The 15,965-nt window shown below is 72.7% G+C and carries 14 protein-coding genes; 2 read left to right on the plus strand and 12 right to left on the minus strand.

Features of this window, described 5'->3' with window-relative positions; translation table 11 throughout:
* The 4 genes from gvpO to ABZ818_RS29960 all read right to left on the minus strand — a co-directional run.
* Nucleotides 1-216 (minus strand): gas vesicle protein GvpO (gene gvpO, locus ABZ818_RS29945; RefSeq protein WP_361421316.1); only part of this gene is annotated, 216 nt, incomplete at its 3' end.
* Nucleotides 217-341: 125 nt separating this feature from the next.
* Nucleotides 342-2,189 carry a transketolase gene (locus tag ABZ818_RS29950; protein ID WP_361421319.1) on the minus strand — a complete coding sequence of 616 codons (1,848 nt, stop codon included), beginning with the start codon at nt 2,187-2,189 and terminating at the stop codon, nt 342-344.
* Nucleotides 2,186-3,619, minus strand: a complete 1,434-nt coding sequence (locus ABZ818_RS29955) for an NAD(P)/FAD-dependent oxidoreductase (protein WP_361421322.1) — start codon at nt 3,617-3,619, stop codon at nt 2,186-2,188. Before ABZ818_RS29955 ends, ABZ818_RS29950 begins: the two co-directional genes overlap by 4 nt.
* Nucleotides 3,620-3,852: 233 nt before the next feature.
* A complete protein-coding gene (locus ABZ818_RS29960) occupies nt 3,853-4,362 on the minus strand; it encodes a phage holin family protein (RefSeq protein ID WP_361421325.1) in 510 nt (169 codons plus the stop codon).
* Nucleotides 4,363-4,497: 135 nt separating this feature from the next.
* On the opposite strand from ABZ818_RS29960, the gene ABZ818_RS29965 reads away from it, so the two are divergent.
* The gene (locus ABZ818_RS29965; RefSeq protein ID WP_361421328.1) at nt 4,498-4,845 is read left to right on the plus strand and encodes a VOC family protein; all 348 of its coding nucleotides are present in this window, start codon (nt 4,498-4,500) and stop codon (nt 4,843-4,845) included.
* Between the two features lie 103 nt (nt 4,846-4,948).
* Nucleotides 4,949-5,296: a DUF6204 family protein gene (locus tag ABZ818_RS29970; protein ID WP_361421331.1), complete on the plus strand. Its 348-nt coding sequence runs from the start codon at nt 4,949-4,951 to the stop codon at nt 5,294-5,296.
* Here ABZ818_RS29970 and ABZ818_RS29975 read toward each other — a convergent pair.
* The 8 genes from ABZ818_RS29975 to ABZ818_RS30010 form a co-directional block, all read right to left on the minus strand.
* Nucleotides 5,274-5,819, minus strand: coding sequence for a GNAT family protein (locus ABZ818_RS29975; RefSeq protein ID WP_361421333.1), 546 nt, complete (start codon nt 5,817-5,819; stop codon nt 5,274-5,276). The two genes, ABZ818_RS29970 and ABZ818_RS29975, sit on opposite strands and share 23 nt — an antisense overlap.
* Before the next feature lie 40 nt (nt 5,820-5,859).
* A complete protein-coding gene (locus ABZ818_RS29980; RefSeq protein ID WP_361421336.1) occupies nt 5,860-6,783 on the minus strand; it encodes an LD-carboxypeptidase in 924 nt (307 codons plus the stop codon).
* Complete coding sequence (locus tag ABZ818_RS29985) at nt 6,780-8,744, minus strand: LpqB family beta-propeller domain-containing protein (RefSeq protein ID WP_361421339.1); 1,965 nt, start codon at nt 8,742-8,744, stop codon at nt 6,780-6,782. Before ABZ818_RS29985 ends, ABZ818_RS29980 begins: the two co-directional genes overlap by 4 nt.
* 4 nt (nt 8,745-8,748) lie before the next feature.
* A complete protein-coding gene (locus ABZ818_RS29990) occupies nt 8,749-10,053 on the minus strand; it encodes a M20/M25/M40 family metallo-hydrolase (protein ID WP_361421342.1) in 1,305 nt (434 codons plus the stop codon).
* Nucleotides 10,046-10,879, minus strand: coding sequence for a M55 family metallopeptidase (locus ABZ818_RS29995; protein ID WP_361421344.1), 834 nt, complete (start codon nt 10,877-10,879; stop codon nt 10,046-10,048). Before ABZ818_RS29995 ends, ABZ818_RS29990 begins: the two co-directional genes overlap by 8 nt.
* A gap of 149 nt (nt 10,880-11,028) precedes the next feature.
* The gene (locus tag ABZ818_RS30000; RefSeq protein ID WP_361421347.1) at nt 11,029-12,162 is read right to left on the minus strand and encodes a glycosyltransferase; all 1,134 of its coding nucleotides are present in this window, start codon (nt 12,160-12,162) and stop codon (nt 11,029-11,031) included.
* On the minus strand, nt 12,159-15,035 hold the full coding sequence (locus ABZ818_RS30005; RefSeq protein ID WP_361421350.1) for a bifunctional glycosyltransferase family 2 protein/CDP-glycerol:glycerophosphate glycerophosphotransferase: 2,877 nt from the start codon (nt 15,033-15,035) through the stop codon (nt 12,159-12,161). Before ABZ818_RS30005 ends, ABZ818_RS30000 begins: the two co-directional genes overlap by 4 nt.
* Before the next feature lie 153 nt (nt 15,036-15,188).
* Nucleotides 15,189-15,914 (minus strand): class I SAM-dependent methyltransferase, encoded by a 726-nt coding sequence (locus ABZ818_RS30010; protein ID WP_361421353.1) that lies wholly within the window; start codon nt 15,912-15,914, stop codon nt 15,189-15,191.
* Nucleotides 15,915-15,965 lie beyond the last annotated feature (51 nt).

The following is a 15,965-nucleotide window of genomic DNA, read 5'->3' on the forward strand; positions in this document are numbered from 1 at the left end:
CAGGCTCATGGTGTCCGGCACCCGGGCCAGTTCCAGGACCTCGACCTCCAGCGACCAGCCGTCCTCCGTCTGCTCGAAAGTCGTCACGGACTCCGCGCTCAGACCGGTCAGCTCGGCGAACTGGGCCCGCGCCTCACGCAGCACCTCCAACGGCCCCGGCCGGGACACCGACTCTCCTGAACCTTGCGACTCCGCGGTGTTTTCTCTCTTCACCATGGCCACCTCTTCTTCTTCGGGTGGCCGCACGCTCCACGGTCAAACCTGTACGAACGCGGGCTTCCCGCACGTATAGTTGCGAAATCCCCAAGGAAAGCCAATGCGCACCGTAGGCGGCCCGTCACTCACCGAACGACCGCCTCCTCCACCAGCAGCCGCGCGGCGGCCGCGATCGACTCGGCGTCGATGCCCGCGGCGTGCAGCTGCTCGGCGGGTGAGGCCGAGCCCGGCATCTCCCGGACGGCGAGCCGCACCAGGCGCGGCACCGGGCGTCCGTCGGTGAAGGCGTCGAGCACGGCGTCGCCGATGCCTCCCTCGGCGTGGTGGTCCTCCACGGTGAGCAGGCAGCCGGTGTCCTCGGCGGCCTCCCGGAGCGTGTCCCGGTCGACCGGTTTGACCGAGTACAGGTCGATCACCCGGACCGCGATGCCGTCCTGGCCGAGGACGTCGGCGGCGGTGAGCGCCTCGTGCAGGGTGACGCCCGCGGCGACGACGGTCAGCCGGTCCCGTGCGGAGGAGCGCAGCACCTTGCTGCCGCCGACGGGGAAGTCCTCCTCGGGCCCGTAGAGCACCGGGCTCGCCCCGCGCGAGGTGCGCAGATAGCGGACGCCGTCCAGGTCGGCCATCCGCGCGACGAGCTCGGCGGCCTGGTTGGCGTCGCACGGGTAGAGCACGGTCGAGCCGTGGACGGCGCGCATCATCGCCAGGTCCTCCAGGCCCATCTGGCTCGGCCCGTCCTGTCCGATCGCCGTGCCCGCGTGGGAGCCGTTGAGGTTGATGCCGGAGCCGCTGACGGAGGCCATCCGTACGAAGTCGTGCGCGCGGGTCAGGAAGGCCGCGAACGTCGAGGCGTACGGCACCCAGCCGCGCCGGGCCATTCCGACGGCGGCGGCGACCATCTGCTGCTCGGCGATGTAGCACTCGAAGTAGCGCTCGGGGTGCTCCTTGGCGAAGAACTCCGAGCGGGTGGAGTCGCCGACCTCGCCGTCAAGGGCCACGACGTCGCCGCGCGCGGTGCCGAGCGCGGCGAGCGCCTGGCCGTAGGCGTCGCGGGTGGCGACCTTCTCGCCCTTGTCCCAGCGGGGCAGTTCGAGGTTGCCGTCGCCCACGGCGTGCAGCGAACGGGCCGAGCGCGGCTCGTGCACGCGGACGCGGATGTCCCGGACGCCGCCCAGTTCCTCGACCGCCTCGTCGGGGTCCTTCAGCGGCTTGCCGTGCAGGCCCTCACGGTCCTCGGCGTCCTTGACGCCCCTGCCCTTGAAAGTGCGGGCGATGATCGCGGTGGGCTGCCCCCGCGTGGAGATCGCCTCGCCGAAGGCGCGGTCGACGGCGTCCACGTCGTGGCCCTCGATCTCGATCGTGTGCCAGTCGAAGGCGCGGAAGCGGCGGGCGTAGGCGTCCAGGTCGTGGCCGTGCCGGGTGGGGCCGCGCTGGCCGAGCCGGTTGACGTCGAGGATCACGGTCAGGTTGTCCAGGTGCTCGTACCCGGCGTGCTCGGCGGCCTCCCAGATCGAGCCCTCGGCCAGCTCGCTGTCCCCGCACAGCACCCACACGCGGTAGTCGGCGTGGTCCAGCCGCTTGCCGGTGAGCGCGATCCCGACGCCGATGGGCAGGCCCTGCCCGAGGGATCCGGTGGCGGTCTCCACCCACGGCAGCCGCCGAGGGGTGGGGTGCCCTTCCAGGCGGCTGCCCAGCTCGCGGAAGGTGAGCAGTTCCTCGTCGTCGATGGCGCCCGCCGCCTTGTAGGCGGAGTACAGCAGTGGGGAGGCGTGTCCCTTGGACAGGACGAAGCGGTCGTTGCCGGGGTGCTCGGGCCGGTCGAAGTCATAGCGGAGATGGTTCGCCAGCAGGACCGCCATGATGTCGGCGGCGGACATGGAGGACGTGGGGTGCCCGGAGCTCACCGCGGCGGCGGCGCGCACGCTGTCGACGCGCAGTTGCTGGCCGAGTTCGACGAGTTCGTCGGTGTTCATGAGTCTCCTTCCGCGGGTATGTCGTCTCGCTTGACCGGGCCGGGGGCGGGGTGCGCTCCGCCGGGCGCGGCGTCGGCCGGCTCTCCCGGTCCGGAGCCGGCCGTCGTCCTCGCCTGCCACTCGGGCCCGACCGGTACGCGGGCCAGCTCCGGGGAGGCCGTGTCCAGGGGCACGGACCAGGACCGTACGAGGCCCAACTGGACGAACTGGCGCGGCAGTACGGCGTCCAGCAGCCAGTCCGCGGCCACCCGGACGCGGTTGCCGGGCATCGCCGCGAGGTGGTAGGCGCGGGTGACCACGCCGGCCACCGGCCCGGACAGCGGGACGCCGAGCGGGTCGGCGGCGGCCTGCGCGCCGCCCAGGTCCACGACGAAGCCCAGGTCGCGGTGGCGGTAGGGGCGGGCCTCGCCGACGCCGAGCGAGGCGGCGACGTTGACCGCGGCGGTCCTGCCCTGCCGCCAGGCGTGCTGGGCGGTCATCGGGGTGTACCGGCCGGGGTTGTCCAGGTCGGGCACGGCGGCCGCGTCCCCGCACGCGAACACCTCCGGCCGCCCCGGCACCTGGAGGAAGGGGTCGACGACGAGCCGTCCCCGCTCCAGCGGGTGCCCGGTGCTCTCCACGAGCGGGTCGGGCCGTACGCCGACGCACCACACGAGCGTGCGGCTGCGGACGAACTCGCCGTCCGTCAGCAGCACCCCTTCGTGCGTGGCCTCCTTCACGGAGGTGCCCATGCGCACCTCGACGCCCCGCCTCCGCAGCACGCGGTCGGCGGTGGCCGAGAGCCGCTCGTCCAGCTCGGGCAGCACGCGGGGCGCGATGTCCAGCAGCAGCCAGCGCGACCGGATGCCCTGCCGGGGCGGGTACCTGCGCGTCAGCGAGTCGGTGAACATCTTCCCGTGCGCGGCGACCTCGGTGCCGGTGTAGCCGGCACCCACGACGACGAACGTGCAGCGGGCCGAGCAGGTCTCGGGGTCGTCCTCGCTGCTCGCCAGTTCGATCTGGCGGGTCATGTGGTCCCGCAGGTACAGGGCCTCGGGCAGGCCGCGGAACCCGTGCGCGTGCTCGGCGACGCCGGGGATCGGCAGCAGCTTGTTGACGCTGCCGACGGCGAGCACCAGCCGGTCGTAGGCCAGCGTGCCCTCGCCGCCCTCGGGGCCGGTGTAGTGCACGGTGCGCGCGTCCATGTCGATGGCGTCCGCCTCGCCGAGGACCAGCCGTACGTGGCGCAGCGTGCCGGCGAGGGAGACGGCGGTCCGGCGCGGCTCCAGGAGGCCCGCGGCGACCTGGGGCAGCAGGGGCAGGTAAAGGAAGTAGTCGGTCGGGTTCAGCAGGGTGATGTCGGCCTTGCCCCGGGACATCCTGGACAGGGTCCGGGCCGTGCGGTAGCCGGCGAAGCCGGCGCCGACGATCACGATGCGGGGTCGACTCACGGTTCGCCTCCGGCGCGGTCGCGTACCTGGTGCGGAACCTTCCGCGTCCCCCTGGCCGGGGCACCCAAACGTCTCCCGGCACCGGGCCGGCCGCCCGCGACTGCCGCGGTGCGGACACGGACGGGCGCCCGCGGGCCGGGGGCGAGCGGGTGCCCGGTGTCATGTCACGCTCCAACAGGTCGGGACGCGGTTCGGAACACGACGGGGAACCCGACAGGGAACGCGACGCGGTGTCAGGCCCGGTGGCCCGTTCCCGGGTCGGTCTCGCCGGGGCGTTCCGGCCGGGTCGCTCCGGACGGAGGCGCGGGCGGCATCGGCGGCACGGGCGGGTGCGCCGCACCCACCGTCCTGCCGGCCGTGCCCGCCACCGCTCCGGTGCCGCCCGCGGGCGGGGCGCCCGGGTCGTGTCCGGCCGCGAGGTCCACGGCGCGGTCCGGGGCGGGCCGCGGCTCCGACGGCCGGGCGGCCTCGCGCAGCGCGTAGGCCGCCACGCCCAGGATCGCCGCGGTGATCAGTGCGGCGGCCCAGCCGGGCAGCCCGATCGCGAGGGCCAGCCCCACGGCGAGCGCGAGAGCCGCGCCCGCGTACAGGGCGACGGCGCCGGACGCGGCGTAGAGCGTGGCGGTGCGACGCCGCCTGCGGGTCTGGTCTCGCAGTTCGTCGCGCACCGTCTCACGCGCCACCTGCGCCAGTTCGTCGACCAGTTGCTTGTCCAAGTGCTCCAAGTGATCCAAGCCCTTCATGAACCGCGAGTACCCGCACCGGCGTACGCATAACGCCGTCCGGGGATGTCCGGGGATGTGGCGGAGGGGGTGGGCGTTGCGGGCGATCCGGTGAAACGATCACCTCCCCGGACGCCCCCAACTACGCTCGTGCGCATGGAGATTCTGGGAACCACCCTGCGCGTCTGCGTCGACGATCTGGACACCGCCGTCCCGTTCTACGAAGGTCTCGCGGGCGCCAGAGCTCTCCGCTTCGAACAGGGCGGCGTCCAGGTGGCCGCGGTCGGCTGCTTCCTGCTGATGAGCGGCCCCGAGTCGCAGCTGGAGGTGCTGCGCAAGGTGGCGGCGACGATAGCCGTGGAGGACGTCGACGAGGCCCACCGGGTGCTGACCGGGCTCGGCGCGCACATCGTCGCCGGGCCGGTCCCGACACCGGTGGGCCGCAACCTGATCGCCCTGCACCCGGACGGGACGGTGTACGAGTACATGGACCGCCGGGGCTGAGCGGGCGCGGCGATATTCCGTGGCCGGCGCGTCGCGGGCGCCGTAGAGTCGGCCGGTCGCCCCCTGTGGCCGATGGCCGAGCATGGAGAAGTACGGAGATCCGATGAGCGAGCAGCACACCTACCGGGTGATCGTCCGGGGCACCTGGGACGCACTGACCGACGAGGCACAAAAACGGCTGCGCGCGGAGGCGGACGAGCACGGCATGCTCAGCATGCGGTTCACCGAGGAGGGCTCGCTGTCGTACGAGCCGTCCCCGCTGAAGCACTTCTCGATGCGCTACGTCGTGGTGAGCGACGCGGAGGACGGCGAGGAGATGGCGGCCGCGATCGCGGAGGACCGCGCGGAGACCGCCCTGCGCGGCCTCGGATACGGCTTTCGTGACCTGCGGTCGACCGTGACGGACCTGGACACCATGAAGGTCAACTTCAAGCCCGCATCCCGGCGGTGAGCGCCCACCGCTCGTGGTCGCGCCAGGCCCCGTCGATGAAGAGCATGTCCGGCGAGAAGCCCTCCAGGCGGAAGCCGCAGGCGCGGGCCAGCGCGATCGAGGCGGTGTTCAGCGGCTGGACGTTGATCTCCAGCCGGTGCAGCCGCATCGGGCCGAAGGCGTACCCGATGACGAGGTCGAGGCCCTCGCGCATCAGGCCTCGCCCGGCAGCGTGCGCGAAGGCTCCGTAGCCGAGTGCTCCGGACCGGAAGGCGCCGTGCACGATGTTGTTGATGTTGACGAACCCGGCGAGTGTGCCCGCTTCCTTCTCGCAGACCAGGAAACCCGCCTTCGCCGGGTCCTCGATCAGTCGCCGGGCGTAGGCGGCGTACGCCTCGGCGGTGGCCGGCGGGAAGAGCCACGGGTGGTGCAGGTCCTCGCTCTCCCGGACCCGGGCGGTGAACTCGGCGCCGTCCTCCCGGGTGAAGGGGCGGATGCCCACGCGGGGCCCCTCGGCGAGGAAGCGGGCTGCGGTGTGCGGCATGCCGTCACCCTACGCGCGGCGCGCGCCCGGCCGCCGCACGTCAGCGAAGGGCGGGCTCGCCGAGCGTCAACGTCCCCTCGTCCGCGTCGAGTTCGGCCGCGACACCGAAGGGAACCGTCAACGCGCCCTCGCAGTGCCCGAAGCCGAACTCCTCGACGACGGGCACCCCGAGTCCGCCCAGCCGGTCGGCGAGCAGGGCTCGCACCCGGTCGGGGGTCTCGCAGTCCTTCCACGAGCCGAGCAGCACCCCGCGCACCCCGTCGAGCCAGCCGGCCCGCAGCAGTTGGGTGAGGTAGCGGTCCAGGCGGTAGGCCTCCTCGCCCACGTCCTCCAGGCACAGCAGACCGCCGGCCGCGCCGGGCCGCGCGTGCGGTGTGCCGAGGTCGGCGGCGAGCAGGGCCAGACAGCCGCCGAGGGTGACGCCCCGGCCCCGCCCGGGAACCAGGGCCGGGCCGCCGGAAGCGATCGTGCGGACCGTCTCGGGCGCGAACAGGGTCGCTCGCAGATGCCGTTGCGCCCGGTCGTTCTTGACGAAGTCGACACCGGCGGCCATCGGGCCGTGCAGCGTGACCAGGCCCAGGCGGGTGGCGAACGCCTCGTGCAGCGCGGTGATGTCGCTGAACCCGACGAACACCTTCGGGCCGGCCGCCCGCATGGCCTCCCAGTCGAGCAGGTCCACCATGCGCTGCGCGCCGTAGCCGCCGCGGGCGCACAGCACCGCGTCCACGGACGGATCGCACCAGGCGCCCTGGAGGTCGGCGGCGCGGTCGCGGTCCGTACCCGCCAGATAGTCGAACGTGCCGTGCCGGGCCGTCACGTGCGGCGCCACCACCGGATCCAGGTCCCAGCCGCGCAGCACGTCCAGGCCCGCCTGCAACCGCTCCTCGGGCACGGGCCCGCTGGGCGCGACGACGGCGACGCGGGCACCGGGGGCGAGCCGGGTGGGGCGGACGAGTTCCTTCACGTGCTGAGCTCCAGGGTGGGGATGCCGGCCGGGTCCAGGCCGAAGACCTGAGCGTACAGCGACAGCTCCGCCTCCAGTGCCCGCACCATGGTGTCGGCCCGGCGGAAGCCGTGCCCCTCGCCCTCGAACGCGAGGTACGCGTGCGGCACCCGCCGGCCGGCCAGCCGGGCGAGGAACCGCTCGCACTGGGTCGGCGGGCAGATCACGTCGTCCAGGCCCTGGAGCAGCAGGAAGGGCGCCGTGATCCGGTGGGCGTGCTCGGCGGGTGAGCGCTCCGCGTACCGGCCGGGCACCTCGGCGAGCGGCCCGACCAGGGACTCCAGGTACTGCGACTCGAAGTCGTGGGTCTCCCCGCTGCCCCAGCCGGTCAGGTCGAGAATCGGGTAGCTGATCGTGCCGCAGGCGTACACGTCGGTCGTGGTCAGGGAGGCCGCCGTGGTCCAGCCGCCCGCACTGCCGCCCCGGATCGCCAGCCGGGCGCGGTCGGCGGTGCCCTCGTCGGCGAGGGCGAGCGCGACGGCCGCGCAGTCCTCGACGTCGACGACGCCCCACTGCTCGCGCAGCCGGTTGCGGTACTCGCGGCCGTGTCCGGTGGATCCGCCGTAGTTGACCTCGGCGACCCCGATGCCGCGCGAGGTGAAGTAGGCGATCTCCAGGTCGAGCACCAGGGGCGCCCGGCTGGTGGGTCCGCCGTGCGCCCACACGACGTACGGCGGCAGCTCGCCGGCGGGAGGCACGCACTCGGGGTGGTGCGGCGGGTAGATGTGGGCGTGGACCTCCCGGCCGTCCGGCCCGGTGAAGGTGCGGATCCGCGGCTCGGGGTAGTAGGCGGGGTCGACCGGGTCGTCGTGGGCGGCCCCGATCACCCGCGCCCGGCCGGTGCGGGTGTCCAGCTCGACGACCTCGTACGCGCTGCGGGGGCCGGCGGCCACCGCGACGACCCGGTCGCCGTGCGCCGCCGGCGCCGCGTCGAACTCGGTCCAGGGGCCCGCCGTGTCGACGACCTCACCCGTCTCCGGGTCGAGCACGCCGAGGGCGGTGGCGCCGCGACCGTGCACGACCGCGATCAGACCACAGTCCAGCGGCGCGAACCAGCGCTGCCCCAGCTTCCACAGCGGGCCGCCGAACTCCTCCTCGCGCACGCACAGGGGCTCACCGTCGCGGTAGAGGTTCCACCAGCCGCTGCGGTCGCTCGCGTACAGCAGTGAGCCGTCGGCGGCCCAGTCCGCCTGGGCGATGGACTCCTCGGGGCCGCCGGCCACCGTCCGGGGCGCGCCGAACGAGCCGTCGGCGCGCACCTGGGCCACCAGCAGCTCCGTGCCGTCCCACGGCATCCGCGGGTGGTCCCAGGCCAGCCAGGCCGCGCGCCGTCCGTCGGGCGAGAGCCGGGGGCCGGTCACGAACCGGTGCCGGTCGTCGGTGAGTTCGCGCACCGCGGTCCGGTCCTCGGCCGCCGAGCCGTCCAGCGGTACGGCGGCCAGGACCCGCCGTACGTCGGTGGGTGCCTCCCCGGTGAACTCCTCCAGCACGCACCACACTTCGCCGTGCTCCAGGCGCAACTGCGGTTCGACCCAGCGCAGTCCGCCGCCCACCGCCGAGAGCGGGGTGAGCGGGCGGGGCTCGCCGCCGGGCTCGTACCGGTACAGGCGCTGGTCGGCGAAGTGCACGAACACCAGCAGCGGCGTGCCGTCCACGACGGCTCCCGCCCAGGGCCGGCCGCCGTACTCGATGACGCGGCTGCGCACGTTCCACGGCTCGGGCAGCACCGTGGACTGCGAGCCGTCGGCGTGCCGCCGTACCAGCGCCCGGCGTCCGCCCTCGGCGGGCCGCGGCTCGGTCCACCACACCTCGTCGCCGACGAATCCGGGGAACTCCGGCCTGCCGTCGTGCGCGGCGGCGAGGGCCGCGTCGATGGGCGAGGGCCAGGATCCGCAGGGCAGGGTGCGCACGTTTTCCCCCATCGGCTCAGGCGGTCCGCAGGAAGCGGTCCAGGACGCGGACGCCGAAGTGCAGCGCCTCGACGGGGACGCGCTCGTCGACTCCGTGGAACAGGGCGTTGTAGTCGAAGCCCTGGGGCAGCTTCAGCGGCGAGAACCCGTACCCGGTGATGCCCAGCCGGGAGAACTGCTTGGCGTCGGTGCCGCCTGGCATGCAGAACGGCACGACATGGCCCTCCGGCGCGAACTCCTCGACCGCGGCCCGCATCGCCGCGAAGGCCGGTGAGTCGACCGGCGACTGGAGCGCCACCTCGCGGTGCTGGAACTCCCAGTCCACGTCCGGTCCGGTCAGTTCGTCGAGGGTGGCGCGGAACTCCTCCTCGCCGCCGGGCAGATACCGCCCGTCGACGTGGGCGACCGCCTCCCCCGGGATCACGTTGATCTTGTAACCCGCCTCGAGCATGGTGGGGTTGGCGCTGTTGCGCAGCGTCGCCTCGACCAGCCGGGCCGCCGGGCCCAGCTTGTCCACCAGCGCGTCCACGTCCCGCAGGTCCGCCTCGATGCCGTACAGGGCTGCGAGTTCGGTGAGGGCCGCGCGCACGGTCGGGGTGAGCCGTACGGGCCATTCGTGGGCGCCGATCCGGGCGATCGCCGCGGCGAGCCGGGTCACCGCGTTCTCCCGGTTGAGCCGGGAGCCGTGGCCCGCCCGCCCGTGCGCGGAGAGCCGCAGCCAGGCGGTACCGCGCTCACCGGCGGCGATCGGGTAGATCTGCCGTCCGGCGCCATCGTGGTAGGTGTACGCACCCGACTCGCTGATGCCCTCGGTGCAGCCCTCGAACAGCCCCGCGTGATGCTCGGCGAGGAAGCCGGAGCCGTCCTCGGCGCTCGCCTCCTCGTCGGCGGTGAAGGCGATCACCACGTCACGCCGCGGCCGCATCCCCTGCCGGGCCCAGGCGCGGACCACGGCGAGGACCATCGCGTCCATGTTCTTCATGTCGACCGCGCCCCGGCCCCACACGACCCCGTCGCGGACCTCGCCGGAGAAGGGGTGCACGCTCCAGTCCTCGGCGCGCGCCGGCACCACGTCCAGATGACCGTGCACCAGCAGCGCGTCCGCCGCCGGGTCGGCGCCCTCGATCCTGGCCACGACGTTGGTGCGGCCCGGGGTCCGCTCCAGGAGCACCGGTTCCAGTCCCGCCCCGGCGAGTTGCTCGGCGGCGTACTCGGCCGCCGGGCGCTCCCGGCAGTCGCCGCCGCCCCGGTTGGTGGTGTCGATGCGGATCAGGTCGGACGTGAAACCGACGACCTCGTCCAGCGCCTGCGCGTCAGCCATACTGCTCCTCGATCGCCGACGAGGCGATCGTGGTGACCGCCTTGAAGGTGCGGATCGCCTCGTACATCGTCGCGCTGGTGTACGCCACCTTGCGCTCCCCGATGCGGCTCACTCCCGGCACGACGGTGCAGGCCATGGCGAGGTGCTCGGCGTCGAACTCGACGGCGACGGTGAACGGGCCGCCCTGCACCGGCTCGTGACGGACCGCCAGTTCGGCCGCCTGCTTGGCCGCGGCGCGGATGTCGGCGGCGGTGCGGGTCGGCGTACGGCACACGGCCGCGTACCGCGACACGTGGTCCTTCACGGCGACCTTGAGCGCCCCGGGCGCGTAACCGAGGGCGTCCTCGCAAGCCACGTCGTCCCCGGTGACCAGCACCACCGGCACCCCGTACTCGGCGACCACATGGGCGTTGAGCAGCCCCTCGCTGGCCCGTACGTCGTTCAGCCACACCCCGGTGATGGAGTTGGCGAGATAGGTGTGGGCGAGGACGCCCTCCATGCCGGCGCCGGCGTGGTAGCCGACGAAGGCGATGCCGTCGACGACGTCGTGCTGCACGCCCTCCACCATGGACAGCGACTTGTGCCGTCCGGTGAGCATCTGCGCCCGCTCGTCCAGCCGCTCCAGCAGCAGGTTGCGCATGGTCCAGTGCGCCTCGTTGACGAGGACCTCGTCGGCGCCCCCGTCGAAGAAGCCGCGCACGGCCGCGTCGACGTCCGAGGTGAACATCGCCCGGCACCGCTCCCACTGCGGCGTCCCCGGCAGCACATCGGCAGGCCAGGTGACACCGGTGGCGCCCTCCATGTCGGCGCTGATGAGGATCTTCATGGAGCGTCACGTTACGCGCCGATCAGCGAACCGGCTACGGAGAGACGGTGAAAGTCGGCGGGTGGGCGAACGGCGGAGACACACCCCTCGCACCTCCGGCGCCCCGGGCACCGGGGCGCCGGGGGCGCGGGCGGCGGGCAGTGCGGTCCTCAGCGTTCCAGGAAGTCGAAGAGGTCTTCCCAGCGCTGGGTGATGACGTCCGGGTCGAAGCGGTGGGCGCTGCGCAGGGCCTCGTCGCCCATCGTGTCGCGCAGTCGCTCGTCGGCCATCAGGCGCACAAGGTGACGGGCGAGTTCGGAGGTGTTGCCGGGGCGTGCGAGCAGACCGTTCTCCTCGTGGGCGACGATCTCGCGGACGCCGGGCGCGCAGTCGAACGCCACGCACGGCAGGCCGGTCGCCATGGCCTCCAGCAGGACCAGCGGGAAGCCCTCGCCGCGGGAGGACTGGACGAAGACGGAGGAGGCGCGCAGCGCGCCGGGCACGTCGTCGGTCTGCCCGGCGAAGTCGACGGAGTCCTCCAGGCCGAGCTCCGCGCACTGCCGCTTGAGCTGCGCCTCGGCCTCTCCCTTGCCGTAGATGCGCAGGGTCCAGCCGGGCTGCTTCGGCGCGGCCTCGGCCCAGGCGTCCAGGAGCATGTCGACGCCCTTCTCGTGGGAGAGCCGGCCGACGTTCACGACGACCTTCTCGGTGCGCGGCGAGGGGCTGTCGGGCACGATGGACAGCGGGTTGGGCATGAAACCGACGTTGTTCATGCCCTCGACCCCCCAGTGGTCGGCGTCCTCCCGGGTGAGTGCCAGCAGCCGGTCGACGTCCTTGAAGTACCTCTTCACGCGCGCGAAGCGGGACGACTTGCGGGACGTCTCGAAGGACTCGTGGGTCATGCCGATGACGCGATGTCCGGCGGTGTCCGCGAGGGCCACCCACTCCATCGCCCACACCTGGGCGACGATGATCACCGCGCCGGGCCGGGCGTCCTGGAACAGCGACGAGAGCCGGCTCGCGGCGGTCCGCATGTGAGTCTCGTGGCGGCGCACGGCCGGGTCGAAGCGGCCGAGCAGGCGGCGCGGCCTGGGCCGGCCCGGCGGGCGGCGGGCGTACAGCGTCACGGTCCGGAACGGCGGCTGGTCGCCGAGGGCCATCGGATGGTTGGGCGGGGTGATACCGACGACGGTGACCCGGTGCCCGCGCTCGGCCAGCAGCCCGGCCATCTGGATCTGCCAGCGGCCCACACCGCCGAGTTCGTTGACCTCGTTGGCCACGAAGAAGATGTCGCGCTGGGTCATCGGGTCTCTCCTGCGGGGCCGAAGAAACGGTCCACGATCTGCGCCGCGGCGTCCCCGCGGTCGTACTCGCCGTACTTGTCCACGAACTCCTTCAGCCGGGCCTCGTACTTCGACTGCATGGTGCTCAGGTCGCCGATCACGGTGAACAGTTCGTCCTCGGTGCGCGGGACGGGGCCCGGCGCCTCGGCCAGCAGGTCGAAGTAGGTGCCGCGGGTGTCCTGGGCGTACTGCTCCCAGTCGTGGGCGTAGAACACGATGGGGCGCCGGAGCAGCGCGTAGTCGAACATCACCGACGAATAGTCGGTGATCAGGGAGTCGGCGAGCAGGAGCAGCGGCGTGATGTCCGGTTCGGCGCTGACGTTGATCACGCGTCCCGCGACCGACGGCGGCAGGGTGAGCCGGTTCAGGTAGTGCGCGCGAACGAGGAGAGTGTGGTCGTCGCCGAAGCGCGCGGCGAATTCCTCGATGTCGAAGGGGAACTCGAAGTCCTGTACACGGCCGTCGGGATGGGCGCGGAACGTCGGCGCGTACAGCAGCACGCGCCGGTCCGGGGCGAGGCCCAGCCGCTCGGCCAGCCGCTGTGCGTCGGCGGGCAGCGGTGCCCCCTCGCGGACCCGCACCAGGGCGTCGTTGCGCGGGTAGCCGGTGCGCAGCAGCTTCTGCTCGGGGATGCGGTAGGCGCGGGCGAGGGTGCGCACGTCGTGCTCGCCGCGGACCACGAAGTGGTCGAAGCGGTCCAGCGCCTGCTGGTAGGAGCGCTGCTCCGGTTCGGGCAGCATCCGGTAGGTGGGCTCGTCGAAGCCCATCCGCTTCAGCGCCGAGCCGTGCCAGGTCTGGATGTACGTCGTCTCCGGGCGTTTGGCGAGCCGCAGCGGGTAGCCCTGGTTGTCGATCCAGAACTCTGCCTGGGCGAGCGCCTTGAGGTAGCGCCAGGACCAGCGGCGGACCAGTTCCACGTCCTGCGGGAAGCCCGTGGGGCGCTCGCCGGCGTACGACCAGATCGGGGTGATCGGCGTCTTGCGGCGGCGCAGTTCCTCGAAGATGGCGCGCGGGCTGTCGCTGTACTGCTTGCCGAGGTGGCTCTCGAAGACGACGGTGCCCTTGCGGACGGGCAGCCTGCGCAGCATGCGGTCGTAGACCTGGAGCTTGCGGGTGCCGGAGTTCAGGTCGCGGCGCACGGCCCGCAGCGTGCGGTAGGCGCGCTTGGCGGCCCGCGCCGGGCGCCCGTGCAGATTGCGCTCGACGGCGGCACGGCCGGTGCGGGCGAGCCGGCCCTGCTGGACGAGCCGGAAGGCCAGGTGGCCCTTGGCGGACACCTGCGCCTCGAGCCGGTCGGCCATGAGCCGGGTCAGGCGGGGCCGGACGGGCAGGGACGCGGCGTTCTCCAGGTCGACGGCGCCGACGGTGAGCCGGCTGGTGGTGCGCTTGCCGCCGGCGGTCAGGTGCAGCCGGACGTCCCACACGTCGTCGATGATGCCGAGAGGTCTGAGCCGCCGGGCCAGCGGCACCTGGGCCCGCCAGGCGATCACGTCGCCCTCGTGGCGCGGGGCGGGCACCGGGAAGCGGAAGGTCTGGAGGCTGCGGCGGCGGGCCCGGAACTCCAGCTCGGCGCTGAGCTCGGCGCCGGCATCGATGGTGTGCAGCGGGTTGACGATCTCGCCGGCGAGCACCACGTCGCCGCCGTGGACCGCGTACTCGGTGAGCCGGTTGCGCAGGGCCATCCGGTTCAGCGGCCGGGCGTGGTAGCCGAGGGTGGTGACGTCCAGGACGGCGCGCATCTCGGGGTCGTCGAGGTAGCGGTCGGTCCAGTAGACCCGGCCGCCCCGCTCGGCCAGCGGTGCGGAGATCTTGTGCCGGTTGATGAGGGTGTCGATGGCCGGCATCAGGTCGGTCCAGTCCTCGCGCAGCAGCAGCTGGGCGCAGATGGCGTGGACGCGGTCGAGCTCGGCGTAGGCCGCGTCGGGGAAGTCCTGGACGTAGCCGCGGGCCAGTTCGGCGAAGCGGTGGCGGTAGTCGTCGTCGAGGAAGGGCAGATCCCGCAGGTACAGCACCAGGTCGTGCTTGAGGAACTTGATGTCCTTGCGCAGCTTCAGCTCGTCCTGGCCCTGGCGGTCCAGGATGGCGTCGATACGGCGGTGGATCTCGACCCGGTCGGCGAAGTTACTGATCTCACCGCGCCGGTTGCTGATCGACTTGACCGCGGTCTTCTGGACCACGTTCCAGTGGTAGACCGTGTTGGGGATGAGGGTGATCCGCTGCGCGGCCAGATAGGCCTGCGCGGAGAAGAGCAGGTCCTCGTAGTGGATGCCCCGGGGGAAGACGAGGTCGTTGTCGATCAGGAACCGGCGCCGGTAGCACTTGTTGGTCGACAGGGTGTCGAAGACGAACAGGTCCGGCAGCTCGGCGACGGAGTCCAGTGTGCGGGTGCTCCGGTACAGCCAGGGGTACCAGAGCACGCGCTTGTCGTGCCGGCTGTCGGTGTGAACCCGGACACACAGGCCGGAGACAAGGTCGGCGTCGGTGCGGTCGGCGGCCTCGATCATGTTGCGGCAGGCGTTCCGCTCCAGGGTGTCGTCGCTGTCCAGGAACATCACGTACCGGCCGCGGGCCACCTTGACGCCCTGGTTGCGGGGCTCTCCGCAGCCGCCGCTGTTCTCCGGGAGCCGGATCGCCCGCACCCGGCCGGGGTGGGCCGCGGCGAGCGCCTGCGCGACCTCGTGGGAGCCGTCCGTCGAGCAGTCGTCGGCGATGATCACCTCGACATTGCGAAGTGTTTGCTCGAGGACGGAACCTACGGCTGTCGGAAGTCGCTCTTCGTCGTTGTAGACGATGACGACGACACTGACGTCCGGCTCCGGCGCGACGATCGACACGGCCACCTCTCGTCTCTGTTCCGTTCGGTCTGCGGGGGGGTTGGGTGTAACCCTACAGCGTGTAGGGGTCGGTTCGACTCCCACCCCCTTCAAATTACGCCAATGCGACAATACGCCGTCCCACTGACACGCAGAGCACGACCGCCGGGCCGGTCAGTGGGCGCGGCCTGCCACGAACCACTGCGACGGCAGCTCGATACGGGTGCCGTCGGAGGTGAACTCCGCGGTGACCAGGGGCATTTCACCGCCTGCCAGGACGGTGAGGCCGGCCGAGCCGAGATACTGCGGCACGGCGGCGTCGGCGACTTCGCCGGGCGCGATGCCGTGCCGGAGGACCGGGGCGAGCTTGGGCGGCGGACCGGCGGGGTCCCGCGCGAGTCCGCCCAGGACCAGGCGGGCGGACTCGGACGGTTCGACGAGGAAGACCCGGCCGCGCGTGCCGACAAGGGTGGCGATCCCGTCGGCGAGCGCCTGCCGGTCGTCCGGATCGCACTGGTGCAGCACGCCCCGCATGTAGACGTTCACGTCGCCCATCTCGGCGTGCAGCGTCTCCACCTCGCTCTTGTCGGCGGCGTCCAGCACCCGGTACGCGGCCCGGCCCGCGCGGTCGCCGCGCCGGGCGTGCCCGACGGCCGCCGCGGCGATGTCGACGCCGACGACGCGTCCGAAGCGCTCGGCGAGGAACCGGGTCTGTGTGCCGTTGCCGCACCCCAGGTCGACCAGGGGCAGCGCCGGGTCGGCCAAGTGCGGTCGGAGCAGCGGCAGATGGAGGCCGGCGGTCACCTCGGGCCCGGCGTCCCAGAACACCGACCCCGGCTCCTCGGGAGCCTCACTCCAGAATCCCTCCCACGCCTGCCGGTAACGGCTCGTCGCACTCATGCCGAACTCCCCTGCAAAACAGCCTTGTTCCGTCACAACCGACGGGTTCTT

Source organism: Streptomyces sp. NPDC047453 (genome assembly GCF_040643155.1).
GTDB lineage: Bacteria > Actinomycetota > Actinomycetes > Streptomycetales > Streptomycetaceae > Streptomyces.

Bases quoted from the DNA above. Each gene is read 5' to 3' on its own strand.
- ABZ818_RS30010 (WP_361421353.1), bottom strand. From the start codon at position 15,914: ATGAGTGCGACGAGCCGTTACCGGCAGGCGTGGGAGGGATTCTGGAGT.
- ABZ818_RS29950 (WP_361421319.1), bottom strand. From the start codon at position 2,189: ATGAACACCGACGAACTCGTCGAACTCGGCCAGCAACTGCGCGTCGAC.
- ABZ818_RS29970 (WP_361421331.1), top strand. From the start codon at position 4,949: ATGAGCGAGCAGCACACCTACCGGGTGATCGTCCGGGGCACCTGGGAC.
- ABZ818_RS29960 (WP_361421325.1), bottom strand. From the start codon at position 4,362: ATGAAGGGCTTGGATCACTTGGAGCACTTGGACAAGCAACTGGTCGAC.
- ABZ818_RS29985 (WP_361421339.1), bottom strand. From the start codon at position 8,744: ATGGGGGAAAACGTGCGCACCCTGCCCTGCGGATCCTGGCCCTCGCCC.
- ABZ818_RS29975 (WP_361421333.1), bottom strand. From the start codon at position 5,819: ATGCCGCACACCGCAGCCCGCTTCCTCGCCGAGGGGCCCCGCGTGGGC.
- ABZ818_RS29995 (WP_361421344.1), bottom strand. From the start codon at position 10,879: ATGAAGATCCTCATCAGCGCCGACATGGAGGGCGCCACCGGTGTCACC.
- ABZ818_RS29965 (WP_361421328.1), top strand. From the start codon at position 4,498: ATGGAGATTCTGGGAACCACCCTGCGCGTCTGCGTCGACGATCTGGAC.
- ABZ818_RS30000 (WP_361421347.1), bottom strand. From the start codon at position 12,162: ATGACCCAGCGCGACATCTTCTTCGTGGCCAACGAGGTCAACGAACTC.
- ABZ818_RS29990 (WP_361421342.1), bottom strand. From the start codon at position 10,053: ATGGCTGACGCGCAGGCGCTGGACGAGGTCGTCGGTTTCACGTCCGAC.